At 52.3% G+C, this 18,077-nt stretch carries 12 protein-coding genes; 7 read left to right on the forward strand and 5 right to left on the reverse strand.

What is annotated here, in order from left to right; all coding sequences use genetic code 11:
* Nucleotides 1-1,704: T9SS type B sorting domain-containing protein (locus tag B036_RS30030; protein WP_044103149.1), on the forward strand; the 1,704-nt coding region annotated here is incomplete at its 5' end.
* 87 nt (nt 1,705-1,791) lie between these two features.
* Here B036_RS30030 and B036_RS0118600 read toward each other — a convergent pair.
* The 3 genes from B036_RS0118600 to B036_RS30035 form a co-directional block, all read right to left on the reverse strand.
* On the reverse strand, nt 1,792-2,418 hold the full coding sequence (locus B036_RS0118600; RefSeq protein WP_020570241.1) for a hypothetical protein: 627 nt from the start codon (nt 2,416-2,418) through the stop codon (nt 1,792-1,794).
* Nucleotides 2,419-2,712: 294 nt separating this feature from the next.
* Nucleotides 2,713-4,464 carry an AMP-binding protein gene (locus tag B036_RS0118605; protein ID WP_211217416.1) on the reverse strand — a complete coding sequence of 584 codons (1,752 nt, stop codon included), beginning with the start codon at nt 4,462-4,464 and terminating at the stop codon, nt 2,713-2,715.
* 161 nt (nt 4,465-4,625) lie between these two features.
* Nucleotides 4,626-4,847: a cyclic nucleotide-binding domain-containing protein gene (locus B036_RS30035; protein ID WP_020570243.1), complete on the reverse strand. Its 222-nt coding sequence runs from the start codon at nt 4,845-4,847 to the stop codon at nt 4,626-4,628.
* 150 nt (nt 4,848-4,997) lie between these two features.
* On the opposite strand from B036_RS30035, the gene B036_RS0118615 reads away from it, so the two are divergent.
* The 6 genes from B036_RS0118615 (at nt 4,998) to B036_RS32340 (ending at nt 11,750) form a co-directional block, all read left to right on the forward strand.
* Nucleotides 4,998-6,245 carry a cation:proton antiporter gene (locus tag B036_RS0118615; protein ID WP_020570244.1) on the forward strand — a complete coding sequence of 416 codons (1,248 nt, stop codon included), beginning with the start codon at nt 4,998-5,000 and terminating at the stop codon, nt 6,243-6,245.
* Nucleotides 6,246-6,622: 377 nt separating this feature from the next.
* Nucleotides 6,623-7,558, forward strand: a complete 936-nt coding sequence (locus B036_RS0118625; protein ID WP_020570246.1) for an N-acetylmuramoyl-L-alanine amidase — start codon at nt 6,623-6,625, stop codon at nt 7,556-7,558.
* Nucleotides 7,559-7,748: 190 nt separating this feature from the next.
* Nucleotides 7,749-8,429, forward strand: a complete 681-nt coding sequence (gene ung / locus B036_RS0118630) for a uracil-DNA glycosylase (RefSeq protein ID WP_026232117.1) — start codon at nt 7,749-7,751, stop codon at nt 8,427-8,429.
* A 52-nt stretch (nt 8,430-8,481) separates the two neighbouring features.
* Nucleotides 8,482-9,162 (forward strand): hypothetical protein, encoded by a 681-nt coding sequence (locus tag B036_RS0118635; RefSeq protein WP_020570248.1) that lies wholly within the window; start codon nt 8,482-8,484, stop codon nt 9,160-9,162.
* Nucleotides 9,163-9,204: 42 nt separating this feature from the next.
* Nucleotides 9,205-10,578, forward strand: coding sequence for an ABC transporter permease (locus B036_RS32335; RefSeq protein ID WP_020570249.1), 1,374 nt, complete (start codon nt 9,205-9,207; stop codon nt 10,576-10,578).
* Nucleotides 10,575-11,750, forward strand: a complete 1,176-nt coding sequence (locus B036_RS32340; RefSeq protein ID WP_020570250.1) for an ABC transporter permease — start codon at nt 10,575-10,577, stop codon at nt 11,748-11,750. Before B036_RS32335 ends, B036_RS32340 begins: the two co-directional genes overlap by 4 nt.
* 291 nt (nt 11,751-12,041) lie before the next feature.
* Here the strand turns inward: B036_RS32340 and B036_RS0118650 are convergent, their stop codons facing one another.
* Nucleotides 12,042-12,428 carry a VOC family protein gene (locus tag B036_RS0118650; protein WP_020570251.1) on the reverse strand — a complete coding sequence of 129 codons (387 nt, stop codon included), beginning with the start codon at nt 12,426-12,428 and terminating at the stop codon, nt 12,042-12,044.
* Between the two features lie 91 nt (nt 12,429-12,519).
* Nucleotides 12,520-18,054, reverse strand: coding sequence for an alpha-2-macroglobulin family protein (locus B036_RS0118655; RefSeq protein WP_020570252.1), 5,535 nt, complete (start codon nt 18,052-18,054; stop codon nt 12,520-12,522).
* Between the last annotated feature and the right edge of the window lie 23 nt (nt 18,055-18,077).

An 18,077-nucleotide genomic window follows, 5' to 3' on the forward strand; every position in this document is an offset into this window, starting at 1 on the left:
GAAGACATGGAAACTGTCCTGAACTCTGACGGTACCGTTTGCGTCCCATGCGCAGGAATACCATTGGATTGTGACGGCCAGTTCACTTCTCCAGCCTCCTGCGACGACGGCAATCCAAATACCATCAATGATATTCAGACCGTCCTCGATTGTGATGGCAGCATCTGCGTTCCGTGTATGGGTACTCCGACCAACTGTGACGAAGACGAGACCACCACTCGCTCATGTGACGACGGTAATGACTGCACGGTGGAGGACATGGAAACTGTCCTGAACTCTGACGGTACCGTATGCGCCCCATGCGCAGGAATACCATTGGATTGTGACGGCCAGTTCACTTCTCCAGCGCCCTGCGACGACGGCAATCCAAATACCATCAATGATATGCAGACCGTCCTCGACTGTGATGGCAGCATCTGCGTTCCGTGTATGGGTACTCCGACCAACTGTGACGAAGACGAGACCACCACTCGCCCATGTGACGACGGTAATGACTGCACGGTGGAGGATATGGAAACTGTCCTGAACTCTGACGGTACCGTCTGTATCCCCTGTACCGGTACACCGCTAGACTGTGATGGCCAGTCCATCTCCGTTCAGCCCTGTGATGACGGCGACCCTAATACCATCAACGACAAACAGACTGTCCTCGACTGTGATGGCAGCATCTGTGTGCCATGCCAGGGAGAGTGCCCCACCCTCACTTTCCGGCTGGGTGTAGATTCGCAGCATGCCGGTGGCGGCGTAAGTTGCAGCGGTGCGGCTGATGCAGCGGTTTCCGTAACCGACATTTCCTCTACAGCAGAGCCGTTGTTCCTGGAATGGAGCAACGGTAGCTTTGCTCAGGAGATCAAGGCGCTTTCTCCGGGTTGGTATACGCTGACCGTAACGGATGGTAACGGTTGTACTGGAACGGATAGCATATTCATTCGTGAACCAGCCGACATGGGTATAAACCTCCAGGCCAACGATAGCAAGTGCTTCGGTGAGAACAATGGTAGTATCCGCTTCGATGACGTTTCCGGAGGTACACCTCCCTACCGCTATTCGATCGACGGCAGTAATTTCTCCACGCAGCTACAGTTCAACCAACTCTCTCCGGGACGCTACGTAATTGCGGTAATAGATGCTAATGGCTGTATGATTCAGCAGAACGTTGGTATTGCCGAACCGGAAGAGACGTTCGTCAGCCTGGGGCTGGACACGATCGTCCGCTTGGGTGACAGTATCCTGATCGACCCAACCTCCAACGTAATTGTAGTAGACAGCTTTATCTGGCTGGGCGTCGAGTGTGTCAATTGTCCTGACGCGGTAGTGATGCCCTTCACTGAAAGGGCCGTTTCGCTTACGATCACTAACTTAAATGGCTGTGAGGCGGACGATGGTATTCGAATTGGTGTCGACACGAGGCCGAATGTCTACATTCCCAGCGCCTTCTCGCCTAATGATGACGGGGTAAATGACATCATTTATCCGTTTGCCGGTCGAGCGGTTGAATCCATCCTTAACTTCCAGGTCTTTGATCGCTGGGGAGAAAAAGTATTTGAAACCAATAATTTCTCCGCTAACGCTGTTGAAAGTGGTTGGGACGGCCGGTTAAACGGAAAGCTGATGAACCCCCAGGTATTGATCTACTCCGTAGAGATTTTATTGATCAATGGTGACCGGCAAGTGCTGAAAGGGGACTTTGTATTGATGCGGTAATTGGTCGGGTTGTCAAGGTATCGAGTTATCAGGTTGTCCAGTTGTCGGGAGCTACACCCCCGACAACTGGACAACCCGACAACTTGATTAGTTAATAACGTAGGGCATACGCCGACTGGCGTTACGCATCAAGCCATTTACGAGTGCTTCGGAAGAAGTAAAGGTGCCGGAGGCGACCCAATCGTAATTCCAAAGCATCCCTTCTTCGGGATCGTGGATGCTCAGACTGGCACTGGTTTCGTTAGTCGAGCCCCAGGCACCAAAGAGGACTCCTAATGCCACCGCAGCGCCTTCAGACATAGGCTTAGAAGTATTGAACTTTGAAGTAATGACGGCGTCGACGCCAAGTGTGGTCGCCAGTTCCTTTGGGGTGAATATCCGACTTGAGGTAGAATAGCCAGCTCTTTCAAGCTTGGCGTTTACGGTTTCGGGATCCATGATTTCGACACCACGGATCTTGCCCTGTTGCTTCCGACGCAGCATCCAACTGTACATCTCCTGCTGGAAGGTGTAGACGTCGGCTTCAGCCGCGGCCTTAAGGGCTTCGGGGTCATCCTTTTTCCGGCCTTTGATATTTACGACCGGGGGGATGATGGCAATGACGGAGTGAGCAGCAGTGGCTGAAGCAGCATTTGGTGCAGTATAAACCTTTGGCCCACAAGACATAAACGTAAAGAGGGCGGCAAAGGCAAATAAGGTAAAAAGGGGTTTCATAATGGAAAGGATTTTGTTTGCTTTGCTCACTCAAACGGCCTTCCCTTTCCGGTGTTCTGAAGATGGAGGTGGATAACTAAACAATAACTAAGCGGGGAGCTTATGTTAAGGTTGGTTAATACACAAAACCCGTCAGACAAACTTCCCGGCTCTTGCTACTACGTCGTAAGGGGGAAAAATTTATCGGACGGGCGTTAGGTCCTAACGACCAAGAAACTCTTTTGACCTGACGAAGCCGGTCAAAAGTTTCTCTTACGGAAAGTACCACAACTCAATAAGCCTCTGCTCAATGCATTAAGCTTCTTCCCGGATGACCGGGGTTCCGCTCTCAATCCAGTCCAACATACGTTCGCAATAGCGGTTATGCACTTTTGACCGCTTGATTTTGAGCGTTGGCGTCATCATATCGTTTTCCACCGTGAAAGGCTCCTTAACGACAACAAAGGCAGCGACTTTTTTATAACTCGCCAGTTTTTCGTTGACGGCTTTTAGCTGGGCCTGCAAATCAGCATCCACTGCATCCTGCGGCCGCGCCTGACCTATTTCAGAAAGCGAAACGAGCAAGATTGGTTGGGGCATACCCAGACCAAGCAAGCACATTTGCTCGATGTCATCGTTGCCGATAAACTTATCCTCGATCTCGGTTGGCACGATAAATTTAGCCTTGGCTGTTTTGAAGGTATCCTTTACCCGACCGGTGAGATAGAGGTAGTTGTCCTCATCGATCCGGCCCTGATCACCCGTGTGTAACCAGCCATCTTTGTCGATGGTTTCCGCCGTTTTTTCCGGGCTTTTGTAGTAGCCGGCCATGGTGTAAGGAGAGCGTGTCAACACCTCTTCTGTTTCAGGGTCTACACGGTGCTCCGTGCCAGCCTGCGGCCGGCCCACCGAGCCGGGTTTATTTTCAGAGGCGTTAATCATATGACTGGTAGCACCGTTCTCCGTCATGCCATAAGCCTCAGAAATCGGGATCCCAAGCCGCCCGAACCAGTCTTTGGTCGCTACGGGAATTGGCGCAGCACCGGTTACGTTGCAACGGCTCTTATCCAGTCCTAGTCCGGCCCGAATCTTACGCTTAACGAGGTAGGACACTACCGGTATTTTCAACAACTTATCCAGTTTCTCCGACGGCATTTTAGAGAGAACGCCGAGGCGGAGTTTGGTCCAGATACGTGGCACGGCGAAGAAGAAAGTGGGCCGGGCATCCTGTAGGTTGGCCGCAAAACGGGCGATGCTCTCCGTAAAGAATATCTGCCCACCATGGGTCAGGCACATCGTTTCAATCACCCCGCGTTCCGCTACGTGGTTGAGGGGCAGGAAGGAGAAGAAACGGTTGCCACCTTTGTAGTCAAGATTAAGCGGATTGGGTTCCCAGAGGGAATCCATCAGGGCAATGTTCGTCTTATTGGTGAGCATTACACCCTTCGGCGTTCCGGTGGTGCCGGAGGTAAAGATGATCGTCCACAGGTTCTCCCGGTCAGACAACGGGCTGTCGGTAATCGGCTCATATTCCGCAATGATCTCGTTCCAGTCTTTTCCTCTGGAAATTTCCGAGTTCCCTTCGTAATGCGGGAACCTGATAATGGGCATATCCTGGGGTACCCCCGTACGCATATCGTGCCATCCTTCCATTTTACCAACAATGAGTAAGTCAACGTCGCCAAGTGTCAGAACTTCCGCAATCTGATCGCCGGTGAGGGTAGCAAAGAAGGGGACGCTTACGTGTCCGGCCATCATTATGGCAAGGTCGGCGATGATCCATTCCCGGCAGTTTTTACTGACCAACCCGATGTGGCTGCCTGGTTTCAGGCCTTGATCCCGCAAGTAGGCAGCTACCTTTCGGGCCATCACGCCAGCCTCTCCCCAGGTGTAGGTTTCCCACCTTTCGCCAAAAGGCTGGTGTAGAAAAGGCAGATTAGGGTGCTTCTTTTCGCGGTCGTAAAAGGCTTCAAGAGAGGTTTTGTTGTACATGATCTTTATTTGGGCCAGGTAAGGTAGGGAATAGTCTTGTAGTCTGGTAGTCTTGTGGTCTTGTAGTGCTGCCATGCTCGCTTCGCTCGTGCGGCTAGACTTACGTTTGGGGAACCATTAAAAGCACTTGGGCATTTAAGGTGCTACGCTAATAGGTTTACGATTAAGAGCATTCAGGCATTAAACAGTAGCCTGAGAACCCTGAAGCCTGATCCCTGAATGCTGTCTCCTGAATACTAGTTAATATAGTTCACCTTATTATCCTCTTCTTTGTAAAGCATCACTGCTTCCGAATCCCCGAGCGCGTCAATAAAAAGTTCGCTCGGCAGGTTTGGCGGGGCGCTGTCCGCAATTCCCCATCCTACGGAAGCAAATATGAAGATGTGCTCCTTGCCCTTTTCATTGATGGAGTAGCTACGAAGCAGGCCTGATTTGACGGCGTATATTTTCGACTGCAACTCTCCCTTGCTTTGCAGGATTTAGCCCTCTTTAGCTGTAATCTTTTTCAATTGCTAAAGATTTGACGTTCTATGCAGCGAATGCAGGGAACCTTTCCCACGGTTTTATTGTCCTTGCCTAGAGGTCTTTACTATTAATCAGCTACGCCAATGAGCTATTACGCAATTATATCGGGTCTGGTCTTTTTGGCCGCCATCTTCGGTTACATCAATGTCCGCTTTTTTAAGCTGCCGACCACCATTGGTTTAATGCTGATTACCCTACTGTACACTTTGGGTGTTTTGGGCCTGGGCTATTTTGACGACACCCTCCTTAAAGCAGAAGCTGAGCTGATCCGGCAAATCGACTTCGAAACGGTGTTGATGGACTACATGCTGAGTTTCCTCTTGTTCGCCGGTGCCCTCCACACCAATTTTCAGGAGCTCAAAAAGCACCGTTGGCCCATCATCGCATTTGCCACCATTGGGGTGGTCTCATCAACGTTTCTCATTGGCACGGCTACCTTCTACTTGCTTCAACTGTTTGGCGTTCAGATAAGCTACATCTACTGCTTGCTTTTCGGGGCCATCATCTCCCCTACCGACCCGATCGCCGTTTTAGGGATCCTCAAAAAAGCGAACGCACCGAAAAACCTGGAAATAAAGATCGTCGGAGAATCGCTCTTTAATGATGGGGTGGGCGTCGTACTATTTTTAACCCTCATTGCTATTGCCTCATCAACCGGCCCGGCCATAGAACCCCTGGACATCGTTAAGCTTTTCGGACTAGAGGTATTTGGCGGTCTCCTGCTGGGTGCGTTAATCGGGTGGGTAACATTCAGGCTACTCAAGTCGATCGACGATTTCAGCATAGAAGTCATTATTACATTGGCAGCCGTGATGATGGGAACAGTAGCTGCTCAAAAACTGCACCTGTCAGCTCCTTTGGCCATGGTTATGGCCGGTTTGTTTGTTGGAAATGACCGGGCACGGGATACCGCGATGTCTGAAACGACTGAGCTTTATGTAGACAAATTCTGGGAACTCCTCGATATTCTCCTCAATGCCATTCTCTTCGTACTGATTGGCATGGAGATGCTGATACTGACTTACGAATTCCATTATATTATCGCGGGCTTGTTGGCGATTCCCATCGTGTTGCTCTGCCGCTATGTGTCGCTGTGGCTGCCCGTAAAAGTTTTCGAGAAGAAGTTGGAATTTGCTCCGCGTACCAATGCGATAATGACCTGGGGCGGGTTGAGGGGCGGAATTTCAATCGCTCTTGCCCTTAGCCTCTCAGAAGAAATGAACCGGGAGATGTTTTTAGTGATGACCTACATCGTGGTTGTATTCTCTATTTTAGTTCAGGGGCTTACGATTGAAGGCCTCATCAAGAGAGTCTTGTCGAAGAAAAGCTGATGCTGGAAGGGGGTCTTGCCAAAGACGAGCCACTAAGGCACTTAGGCAGTAAGCGCTACACTAAGACATTTACCATTAAGGACATTCAGGCATTAAGCAGCAACCTAAGTACCCTGAAATCTGATCCCTGTACCTGATGCCTGAATACTGTCTCCTGAGTACTTTTCGGGGCGCAGACGCAGGTGCAATGAAAGGATTTTAGAGCAGGCTTTGCAGGGCCAATTAATCGCGCGCAACGAATAGTCTTCTAATTCAAGGTCGCCTATTAAACCATCATAAAAGGAGGTAGCCGCCACGAGCGCCAGCGAGCTGAGCCAGGCTACAAGACCACCGGACTACAAGACTACAAGACTATTTCCTATCTTGCCTCCTCACCCATGAAGGAGTTCCTCCAAGCCATCACCGACATCATCGCCGTCTTCTTCGGCGACGCGCCTGAGCGGCCCCGTACGCCTCAGCCTTTGCCGCCGGCATTACCTCCGGCAGCGCCGCTGCCGCCCGTTGCCGACCCTAACGAACCCCAGGACGCCGGGGAGGTGCAGGCAAGCGACGATCCCGTGGTAGTTTCACATGAAGCGGAAGACCCACGGGTTACCGATGGCCATGAGTTCGACGCGGATCCCTTGCCGCCGCCTTCTGAAGATACTAGCATCGAACTCAACAACGGCGACACCCCCGGCCCCGTCAACCCAGGCCCGGAGTACCGGGCACGCTACATGTGGTGTATCGATAATGGCCATGGTTCGCTTACCGCCGGCAAGCGCAGCCCGGTCTTGCCCGATGGACGGCAGTTGCTCGAATTTGAGTTCAACAGAGACGTTGCCAGACGTATTTTTGATAAGTTGGATGACCTTGGCGTCCCCTATTTTAACGTTATCCCTGAGGTTGAAGTCGGTAATTTATTGCTGGAGCGCGTCGACCGGGCCAACCGCCTAAGTTCCGCACTTCCAAAGCTTTTTCTCAGTATTCATGGCAACGCCGGACCGGCACCATCGCTGCAGGACTTCACCGACGATAGCGTGCGCGGCATTGAAACCTGGTTCTACCACGGCAGCACCCAGGGACGTAATCTTGCCGCCGTATTCCAGCGACAACTGATTGCCAGAACAGGTTTTAAAAACCGGCACCTGCGCTCCAAGGTCACTGGCCAGTTCTACGTACTGCGCGCTACGCGCATGCCAGCTATCCTGACCGAAAATGGGTTCTACAACAATCGCTTTGACCTGGCCGCCATGCTAACCGACGAGTTCCGGCAGGCTATTGCCGATGCCCACGTTGCGGCAATTTTGGAGGTGGACCGGGAAGGGATTTAGTCTTGTAGTTTAGTAGTCTTGTAGGCTACCGCATGTGGATGCTCGCTACGCTCGTGTGGCTACTCAAACATTTCTTTATCAACTACTGTTAGCCAAACCACCAGGGTTTACCTCCAAACTGCCGTACGGGCGAAGCGAGCTGAGCCGGACTACAAGACCACAAGACTAACAGACCACAAGACTAATTCCCGTGTCCAACATAAAAATCCACCCCTCCTGGAAAACTGCCCTTTCCGACGAGTTTACCAAGCCATACTTCAAGATGTTGACGGCTTTTCTCAAAGCAGAGAAGGCAGCCGGCAAACCCATTTACCCTCCCGGGCCGAAGATCTTTAATGCTTACGATACCACCCCAATCGAAGACGTTAAGGTGGTCATCCTGGGGCAAGATCCTTACCACAATCCCGGTCAGGCCATGGGGCTGAGCTTCAGCGTGCCGGTGGGTAAGCAGATTCCTCCAAGTCTGCGAAACATCTACAAGGAGCTAAACACCAGCCTCGACATTACCCCCGCCGACCATGGAGACCTGACCAAATGGGCAGAGCAAGGGGTGTTCCTGCTAAACGCCATGCTCACCGTGGAGCGCAACCAACCCGGAAGCCACCAACGCTCGGGGTGGCAGTTTTTTACCGATGCTTCCATCAAGGCCATCAGTGCGCAAAGAGAGCACGTTGTCTTTATGCTCTGGGGTGCCTTCGCGGGTAAAAAAGCGGTATTAATCGATGCCAATAAGCACCTTGTTTTGGAAAGCGCTCACCCTTCTCCTTTCAGCGCCCATCGTGGCTTCCTTGGCAACAACCACTTCGTACAGGCCAACGATTACCTGAAAAAACATGGTCGGGAACCCATTGATTGGGACGTTAAGAGCTAATGATTTTTAAGCGCTTTTTAGATCGTAACTTCGTCCAAAATCCCGGCCAAGAATGCGCAGATCAAAAGCGAATCCTTTCCTCTACTACAAAGTCATTGCTTATGGTGTCTTTTCCCTGCTCTTAACGTCTCTTCTTTGCACCTGCGACCCCGCCCCAAAAGCAGCTTCTACCACCCTGGTCGGTAACGTACGCTACGACGAAGGTTCTCAGATCTTAAACGTGGACCTGGCCATCGACCCGGTACCTGATGGCTTCCCTTCGCTTTTCGGCAGTGCCATGCCAGCCTTACCTGCCGCCGGCACCGGTCATTTCCGAGGCCGGCGCACCCTGCCCTTCACCAGCCCCATCAAGCTCGCCGTTCCTTGTGCCAGCACTCCTTGCCTCCTGGAGGTAGCTTTTACGCCGCCGTTTGCCGATTCGATCCCGGCGGTCATCAACAAAAAGGAATCCGTGCGTTTCGCTGCTGGCAGCACGGGGCTGTCCGCAACGGAGAACCTTGTTACCTTCTTCGAACCTGCAGACCGCTCCGCGCCACGCCGTATCCTGCTGCAAGGCCCTACTTCTACCGGGATGCTTAAATTGCCCAAAGAAGCCCTGTCCGATATTCCCGTGGGAAAATACCAGGTATACCTGGTAAAGCAGCAGCTCCAAAAAGACAGTCTTTCGACGATGCAGAGCAGTGTCCAAACAGAATATTTCACCCGCACGATTCCTGTGGAAATTAAGGAATAGGCAATCCAACAACCTACCTTACGATTTGACTACCTGACTAATATGGCACGTTATGTTCTCCGCCGGATCCTGTTGTTACCCCTGAGTCTTTTCCTGCTCAGTCTGGTTTGTTTTGGGTTGCGGCAGATTACCCCGGGAGATCAGGTCATTAGCCTGATGTCCAAGGACGAGGCCCGGTTGGCCAATGATAATCCGGCAGGGTTTGACCTCGCATACCACCGGGCAGCCCAAACGCTCGGGCTCGACCGGCCCACTTTTTACTTTTCGATCTACAACGGGGCTTTGCCCGATACCCTACACCGCATTACCCGAGCGCAAGAACGGGCCATGTTGCGTACGTTCACCCTGCGTTCGGGCAACTGGCCCGGTGTTCAGCAATACTACCATGAGCTGAAGCGGCTGGCCTACCGCGTTGAAAACGACCCGGCCATCACCCCCGTTATCCGGCGGTTGCTGATTCAGGACAATTTTGAAAATGCGGCTACCTCTCTGCAACGGCTAACGGGCAGGCCGGAAACCGCTGCCCTGCAAGAGGCCTTTGATCGGTTGCAATCCCGCGACCGCGCTGTGACCTTACTCCTACCGGCCTTCAGCTGGCATGGTACGGACAACCAGTATCACCATTGGGCGGGTAAGCTTTTGTCTGGTGATTTTGGTAGTTCTCTGGTAGACCGCAGGCCAGTAGCCACAAAAATCAGGGCAGCTGCCGGTGTTACCATCCTGATCAACGGGCTTGCGCTCTTACTCGTGTACCTCATCTCCATACCACTGGGGCTTTACACTGCCGGATCTCGTGGCAGTTGGTTTGACCGGCTGACCACCGTCGGACTTTTCATACTCTTCGGCGTGCCAAGTTTTTGGCTGGCGACCCTGCTGACTAATTACTTTACCACTCCGGCATTCAACATGGACTTTTTCCCCAGTATGGGCCTCGGGGAACTACCCGAAGGAGCCAGCTGGTGGACGACCCTCCGGATACGCGCCAGCCACCTGTTTTTACCCGTGGTTTGCATGGCATACCCCAGCTGGGCCTACGTCACCCGGCACCTGCGTCGATCGGCGGTGCACGAACTCAACCAGGCCTACATTAAGACGGCCCGCCTAAAGGGGCTGTCCCGATCTACCATCCTTTGGCGGCACGTACTACGTAACGCTTCCTTTCCGATCATCACCCTCCTTGGCGGCATATTCCCTGCCCTATTGGCGGGCAGTGTACTGATTGAGCGTATTTTCAACCTGCCGGGAATGGGACAATTACTGTACACTTCCGCCATTGAACGCGACTGGCCCGTAGTCATCACCCTGGTCCTGCTCAACGGTATCCTGACCGCCTTCGGTTTACTGATCGCCGACCTTGGCTATAGGCTGGCCGACCCCCGCATCCGACTTTCCTCCCCACAAAACGCCGCCACATGAAACGATCCAATTGGTTTCGGCGTTTGGCGATAGCCTGGCTTGGTGGTCTGCTGCTGGTGGCCGTCTTCGGCGACTTCCTGGCCAATGACCGGCCACTGATCGCCAAAATTGAAGGGGAGTTACGCTTTCCGGTGCTTCATCAATACGGAGAAGACCTGGGCTTGGTTGAAGGGTACCAACCCACCGTAAGGAACTGGTACCGACTACAACCGGACTGGGCGCTATGGCCGCCGATTCCTTATATCGCCGGTGCTTCGGACGTTAAAAATGGTAATTACCGATCGCCCTTCGCCGAGCAGAATACAGGAGAACGCGCACGCCACTATTTGGGAACTGATAAGCTTGGACGGGATGTATTTGCCGGTTTGATTGCCGGTGCCCGGGTTTCAGTTATTGTTGGTATCGGAGCGTTGTTGATCTCGCTTTTATTGGGTATTCCCCTCGGTGGTGTTGCTGGCTTCTTTGGTAATAATGCGCTGTCTGGCACCCGGGCATTCTGGTGGGGCTGGTCCGTCGGTGGAAGCCTCGGTATCCTTTATGCTGCGATCAACTTGCTGCCTTTCTTTCGGTTAACTGGTTTTTTCTCCACTGCGCTCCTACTTCTATTTGGATTCATTGCGGGCGGCCTGCTGCTGGTTGGCTTATTGCGTCTTTTTCCGCCAATGCGCAAGGCCATGAATTTTCCGGCCGACACCTTTGTGTTGCAGGGTGTCGAGCTTTTCGTTAACATCCCCGGCCTGGTATTGCTCATCGCTTTGCTGGCCATCATTAACCGGCCTTCCATCTGGCTGGTGGCGTTAATCATCGGCGTCCTGCGGTGGACCTACGTAGCACGTTACCTCCGGGCCGAAATGCTGCGGATTCGTAGCCTTCCTTACATCGACGCCGCACGGATCAGCGGCATCGGACGCTGGCGGATTCTCTTCCGTCATGCCCTCCCAAATGCGCTTGGCCCCATCATCGTAGTAAGTTGCTTCGGGCTTGGCGGGGCGATTTTACTGGAAGCCTTTCTGTCATTCCTTGGCATCGGCATCCCGGCCAACCAGGTTACCTGGGGTAGTTTGCTGGGCCAGTCGCGCAGCCATCCTTCCGCCTGGTGGATGGCCCTGTTTCCCGGGATGTTGCTGACGCTTACGGTGCTGGCGGCTAATTTACTGGGAGAGCGGGAGTAGTCAAGTAGTCAAGTAGTCAAGTAGTCAAGTAGTCAAGTAGTCAAGTAGTCAAGTAGTCAAGTAGTCAAGTAGTCAAGTAGTCAAGTAGTCAAGTAGTCAAGTAGTCAAGTAGTCAAGTAGTCAAGTAGTCAAGTAGTCAAGTAGTCAAGTAGTCAAGTAAAATTGCCCAGGCTGTTCTGGCAAATTTTAGGTGACATTTTTCAAAAAAAATCGCCTCTTTTATTTTGACGAGCGTAGCGAGCCTCCTCATGCGGTAGCCCTATCTGACTCTTTGACTAACTGACTCCCTGACTACAAAGTGATTTCAATTAAATTCCCTTCAGGGTCAGCGATCACACTTTCATAATACCCATCTCCTGTCCTTCGGGGTTCTCCAACAATCTGACAACCATTCGCTCGAACCATTTCCGTAAACTCATCGACCTTTTCTTTACTGCCAACAGAAATTGCAAAATGCGCAATGCCTAAGCTCATTCCATTGTCATTTGCAGCAGCAGAAATTTCTGGTTTTTGCATTAACTCAATCCGGGCTCCGCTAGGAAAGGATAAGAAATATGAACTAAAATTCTTCACCGGATTATGGTACTTCTCATTCTGGCTCAATTCAAAGAACTTGAGGTAGAACGCTTTCATTCCCTCTAAATCCTTAACCCAAATTGCCAGATGTTCAATGCTCATTTTCTTTTTTTAGCAAGATGATGTAATCCCCGCAAACGAGCGCAGCGAGTTCCCCCATGCGGTAGCCCTACAAGACTAACAGACTACAAGACTATTTACTGCTCCGTAGCACCTCCACCCAACGCCCCTTAACCGCCGCCTTCACGTCGTTGGCATACATGGCTTCGCTGACTTGCGAAGGCAGGTAATAGCGGCCTGGGTAAGTAGCCGTCATGCGTAGGGAAAAGGTTTTGCTTTCCCCGCGATTGAGGTCAAAGAAGGTGTACACACGATCGTCGCGGAAATCACGGTAGGCATACGTCCCACTATCCATTCCACCGGTGGCATCGATGCGGTCGTTGCTGACCTCCCAGCCTGAAGGTAAAAGACTCTTCAGGGCAAGTTGGCGGTAGCTCATACCTAGGGTGCCGGGATTACGCACCGTGTAGTTGGCGATGAAATCGGTTCCGGAAGCGAGGGAGGAAACGTCAACGGCTTTACCGGATTCATCGGTATATTTCACATCCAACACCAGGTTTTCGTTGACCGCTGCTTCTTCGCCCGGCAGTGGTTTTCCACTGGTCACCACGGAAGCATATAGGGTTGAAGTTCCAGTGTTTTTCACCGTAAAGGAAGAGGAGGCACCTTCCGCTGGCAATTCAATACGGTAGATGCCAGTATTGGCACCGATCGCACTTTTCGCCCCGGTGGGCGAGGTAAAGTCAGCTTTCAATTCCCGGTTATCCGCCTCACTCATCTTACCGATGGCCACGAAGGCAAAAGCTGCCTCCTGGGTACTTAGCCAACTGCGGGCACCGATGCGTTCTGCCAGGCGGAAGGCTTGTTGTCCGGCAGCGCTTTGGTCTCCGGAGGCTAGCTGAGCTTCTAGAATCATGGCCATGTCACGGATGTCACTACCAAAAGTATACCCTAGTTCGCGGTAGGCTTTAACCGATGTTGACTGCCCTTTAACTAATTCGCTACCCGTGGTTTTCTGTCCAACAGTCGTGTAGGCAGCAGCGAGTTGGAACACTGCGGAAGTCGGTAGGTTAGCAACTTTACTTTTCAGGCGGTTCATGGCCCCTATCTCCGGCTTACCGGCCAGCGCCAGTCCATACAGGCGGTAGGCCTGATCGCGACGGCGTTGATCAGCTGTACTGTAAAAAGGATCCGAAGATTCCTGCCAGTTGTTGACCACTTTACCCTGAAATTTCACCAATTTATTCTTCAGATCAAGCGGTACGCTAAAGCCAGCCTTTTCTGCTTCGAGGAGAAAATGCATGGCATAGTTCGTTGCCCAGGGATGAGGGTCACGATTTCCGGGCCAGTAAGCCATTCCACCTCCAGTAGTCTGGAAGTTGCGGAGCTTATTCAAGCCAGCCATGACGTTAGTACGCCGCTGTTTCTCCTGGTCAGGTGTCAGTTCCGTCACCTTATCGAGATAAAGCTGCGCAAAGGCCGGAGAGACCGTTTGTTCGACACAACCGTATGGATAGCGCAGCAGGTAACGCAGGTGCCTGTCCAGCTGCATGGCAGGCAATGCAGAGAGCTCCAGAATGGCTTCCCGGCTTCCGGCCACCCCGAAGTTATCGTACCCTACCTGTTGGGCATCTCCCGGAGCGATGGCAATCATCTTATTCCGGGAAACAATCTCATTAGGATGACGAACATCAATTTCTATCTCCTGGCTGGTTGATTCACCATTGCCTTTTCCAGTGACGGCAAAACGGGCAATACCCGCCTTATTTCCGACCGTAAGCGGGAAGTAAGCCAGCTTACTCCCCTTATTGTTAAACGTGATGGATTGCCCGCCTGCTGGTACGGTGACCAGACCTTCGGTTTCCTTTACTTCCAGGCTTACGTTGCGGACCTTATCGGTCATGGCAAAAACATTCACCGGCATATCCACCGTTTCTCCGGGGCCGAGCACACGAGGAAGTGTGGGTAACAGCATGAGAGGCTGTACGACGGGAATACGTTTTTTAGCACTGCCGTAGGCACCGTTGCTACTGGCCACGACCATAACTCTCACGGCACCGACGTAGTTGGGAAGTGTCAGCTCGTGACGCCCGGTTTTTCCGCCTTGCAGGCGGAAGGGCCCGAGATGGCGAACAACTGGTTCGAACCGGTTGGCCGTCTGGGTGTCCTCATCTTCGCCTTCTCCGGCATCACCACCAATGGCCAGCACTTTACCGAAGTCTCCGTTAAGGCTCCCAATGACGTACTTGTACAGATCGAACGTTCGCACGCTCAGGGCTTCTTTAGCAAAGAAGCGATCGTGTAGATTGGGTGTTTGGAAGCGTGTCAGCCCCAAGAGTCCTTCATCAACAACGGCGAGAGTGTAGGTCATGTCTTGTCCGCCGTTTTCCTTCACACTTACCTGAACGCGGCCTTCGGGTTGCCACTCATCGTCAGCGGTTAGCTGAGGTTGCAGAATCGTTTCAGGGTTGGTCACCTTCACCGGAACCAGACCGTAAAGCCTGACGGGTCGGTCATTGGTAGTTTGCTCATATGGCTGCAGCATGGTGATGTTGGCATAAACGGTGGGTACCATCCGTTCGTCGGTCTTGAAACTTACTGTCGTTTCACCTGCTTCTGCATTCACCCAAAATTGCTCTACGGAGCCTACCGCAGTTTCCAGGCTAACAAGCATTTTACCCCCTGCACTGGTGGGCAGCTTGATGTTTACCTCGTCGCCAATACTTACCTCTTCCCGTTCAGCAACGGGCCGTAACAAAGAAGCTGATTCCCGGTCGGTTTCTTCCATATTGTAACCGGCGTAGAAGTACTGTCCGGAGCAATGCCCTTCGCTATCACAAACCCGCAATAAGTATCGGCCCCAGTCAGAGACGCTTACTTTCACGGTAGCGGAGCCATCACTGGTGGTTGTAGCGGAGTAAGTCTCGATGGCCTCAGTATGTTGGCTACCGTTGAAACGGGCTACGTTGTCGTAGTTGTCCTGCCACCAGTACCGCCAGTTCACGCGGTACAAGCCAACGCTTAACTTACGGCCGCTGACGCCTTCCCCCTTCGTATCTACTGCGGCCAATGGCACCGTAGTGGCGCCTTGCATACTTACCCTCCGTGAGCCCCAGTCGTCTTCGGGGATGTTCACGCCCGCATAAACGGAGTAGGGATCAAAAGGAATGGTCTGATTGTCAATGCTGAAGTTCCCTCCTGGTTCAAACACCTTAGTCCCAATTCCGGCATTAACCGGCCCCGGTAAGGCATCACCCTTTACCGGAATGTCGAAGCTAACCGTACCTGCCTCGTTAAGCGTTCCGTCAAAGACCTCTTCAGCCCTCCGTTGTTCAATTTCCCGGGCGGGATCAGAGAACGCGAATCCGCTCCACTTTGGAAAGTTGGCCGTCCGGCTGCTCATATTCATATCCACCTTAGCCTTCAGGTTAGCCCCGGGCGCTCCGTACAACCATTTACTGGTCAGGGTAACACTTGTTGCTCCTGGCCGCAGTCCTCCGGCGGGCAATTCATAATCGATGGATAGTCGGTTGGGCTTAACCGTCTCGATCATCAGTGATTTACGATAAGTTTCTCCACCTGCTTTTACCATTGCCGTCCAGTTACCCGTCACGTCTTTCGGATTGGTCGCAAAGGTTAAGGGGTACAGGCCGCTACCAAACGCGGGAGTAACGTTACGACGTTCCACTACCCTACCCTGTGCATCGGTCAGGGTGAATTCAACGGGGTAGTTGTTGGGGATTCTTTTTTGCCGGTCTTCCAGCACGAAGTTCAGGAAGACGGAATCACCCGGCCGCCAGACGCCCCGTTCTGCATAGAAGGCACCTTTAATACCTCCTGCCCCGTCTACCCCACCGATATCAAAACGACTCAGGGGAAGCCCATTGTCGTTGTACAAATCCAGGTAAGCAGCGTCGCCACCGGAGGTGGCGATGATCAGCGCTGGTTCCTCGGTGGTTGTCATGCTTACGCGTCCCATATTATCGGTTGTTCCCGAAAACAATTCCTGATGCTGGTAGCTAAAGGCTTTTATACCAACGCCTTGCCGGGGTGCCGCATTGATCAGATCGGTTGCGAATACGATTGTAGAGCGATCTGGGTTTCGCTTGGCAATTAGTCCCAGATTAGAAGAGATCACGTTCTTGGTAATAAAGCGGTCCCGATTGTAGTATGCCGGCTTGCAGGGGTCTTCCTGTTCCCGCCAGTCAAATCCTTCATAGCTTCCATGAATTCCATAATAATCTCCCATCCGGGAGGTAACTGGTTGGAAGCCAACAGCAAAGTCTTCTTTCTTATTGAAGGTCACCGGAGCAAGACCAAAATCAGCCGGCGTGGCATCACAACCGGTTACAGCGTCTTCCATCCCGAAGCCCAAACGGACCTGATAAATAGCTGCGGCATCATTACTTATGTACTTACTCAGGTCAAGTGCATATCGGCTCCACCTTCCGGTATTCACCGCACCGCTCAGGCTACTTAATGGTACTCTTTCCTGAATTATGATTTTCCCAACGCGCTGCAAGCTCCATTCCCCCGGGCTATCTCCCAGGGAGTTATCCTGCAGGTATTGTGCTACGTTCCCTGAGAAGATTTCCACGATCTCCAGCTGTACGGCTTCGATGCCAACAGCTTCGAAAGGGAACAGTCGTTTACCCTGATGTGGGAGGATGGTTCCTTTACTAACGATCCGTAAATCAGGAGCTGTCCGGCCCAGGTTAATCTTCCAGGAAGTTTCCCGGCCCAGACGGAAGCCCTTGTTGTTTTTAATGCCGTCAGACAACCGAATAGTTACCTCACCGAGATTATCACCCTTTGGATAAATATACAACAGATTTCCGTTGATTCGGGTGGTGTAACTGGTGTTGTCGGGAAAGATTACAAGTCCCTTCATGTCCTGTTTCGCGTCCAGGGCATCGCTAAAGCGGGCCAATAGTGCCCCCCCCTCTTGCTCATCGCGGGTAAGGCTTTCTACCCGAAAATCATCGTCTGCAGGGATGGCAACGGTAAGTTCACCTTTTGTGTCTGAGAATCCACTCTTGCTGCCATCGTAGGAGATCGTGACTGGTGCCGGGTTTGCCCCCCGGTCCGGTGCTACCACTTTATAGCTGAAGTGGCGGTTGTCGGGGCCAGCAGCGACTTCAACTTCAACGGCCTTAGACCCTTGTTTAGCACTAAGGAGCTGTCCTATTTCAGCCACTGTGGAGGCATCATTCGTAACCACCTGCCCGGTAACTTCCACTGTACTACTATTCCCACCAGGGATAAACAAGCCCTCGGTAAGGACTTCAGCCTTTCGGGTAGGGGTACTGAAGGTGAAAGTAAATGGGGGCTTGCCGGCAATATTTACTTTAGCAACGTAGGCCGTTCCGGCAGCCCAGCCGTTGGCTGGTTCAAAAGATAAGCCAGTTCCACTCAACGTCGCTACACCGGGTGTATTAGGGCTAATACTGATCATCTCTGCCGCATCTCCGTCCGGAGCAGTAGTGAACTGCACGAACACCCCTTCATCCCGGTTGATTACTCCGCTGGTGAATGCCTGAATCTCCTCCGGAACAGATATTGATGTTTCAACAGTCAATGCATCGCTACCAGAAGGCTCACACCGGTATAGAAAAAAAGAAAGTAGTACGAAAACGGGAATATAACGGGCAGAAAAGGTACTTCTCATAGTATGAAATGGATTAGGCTCAA

The sequence above is a fragment of the Neolewinella persica DSM 23188 genome (assembly GCF_000373105.1).
Lineage (GTDB): Bacteria > Bacteroidota > Bacteroidia > Chitinophagales > Saprospiraceae > Neolewinella > Neolewinella persica.

What these genes read in the sequence shown, in the direction of transcription:
- B036_RS0118635 (WP_020570248.1), top strand. Translation starts at nt 8,482, where the DNA reads ATGCGCAGATCAAAAGCGAATCCTTTCCTCTACTACAAAGTCATTGCT.
- B036_RS0118625 (WP_020570246.1), top strand. Translation starts at nt 6,623, where the DNA reads ATGAAGGAGTTCCTCCAAGCCATCACCGACATCATCGCCGTCTTCTTC.
- B036_RS0118605 (WP_211217416.1), bottom strand. Translation starts at nt 4,464, where the DNA reads ATGGCAGCACTACAAGACCACAAGACTACCAGACTACAAGACTATTCC.
- B036_RS0118615 (WP_020570244.1), top strand. Translation starts at nt 4,998, where the DNA reads ATGAGCTATTACGCAATTATATCGGGTCTGGTCTTTTTGGCCGCCATC.
- B036_RS0118650 (WP_020570251.1), bottom strand. Translation starts at nt 12,428, where the DNA reads ATGAGCATTGAACATCTGGCAATTTGGGTTAAGGATTTAGAGGGAATG.
- B036_RS0118655 (WP_020570252.1), bottom strand. Translation starts at nt 18,054, where the DNA reads ATGAGAAGTACCTTTTCTGCCCGTTATATTCCCGTTTTCGTACTACTT.
- B036_RS32335 (WP_020570249.1), top strand. Translation starts at nt 9,205, where the DNA reads ATGGCACGTTATGTTCTCCGCCGGATCCTGTTGTTACCCCTGAGTCTT.
- B036_RS0118600 (WP_020570241.1), bottom strand. Translation starts at nt 2,418, where the DNA reads ATGAAACCCCTTTTTACCTTATTTGCCTTTGCCGCCCTCTTTACGTTT.
- B036_RS32340 (WP_020570250.1), top strand. Translation starts at nt 10,575, where the DNA reads ATGAAACGATCCAATTGGTTTCGGCGTTTGGCGATAGCCTGGCTTGGT.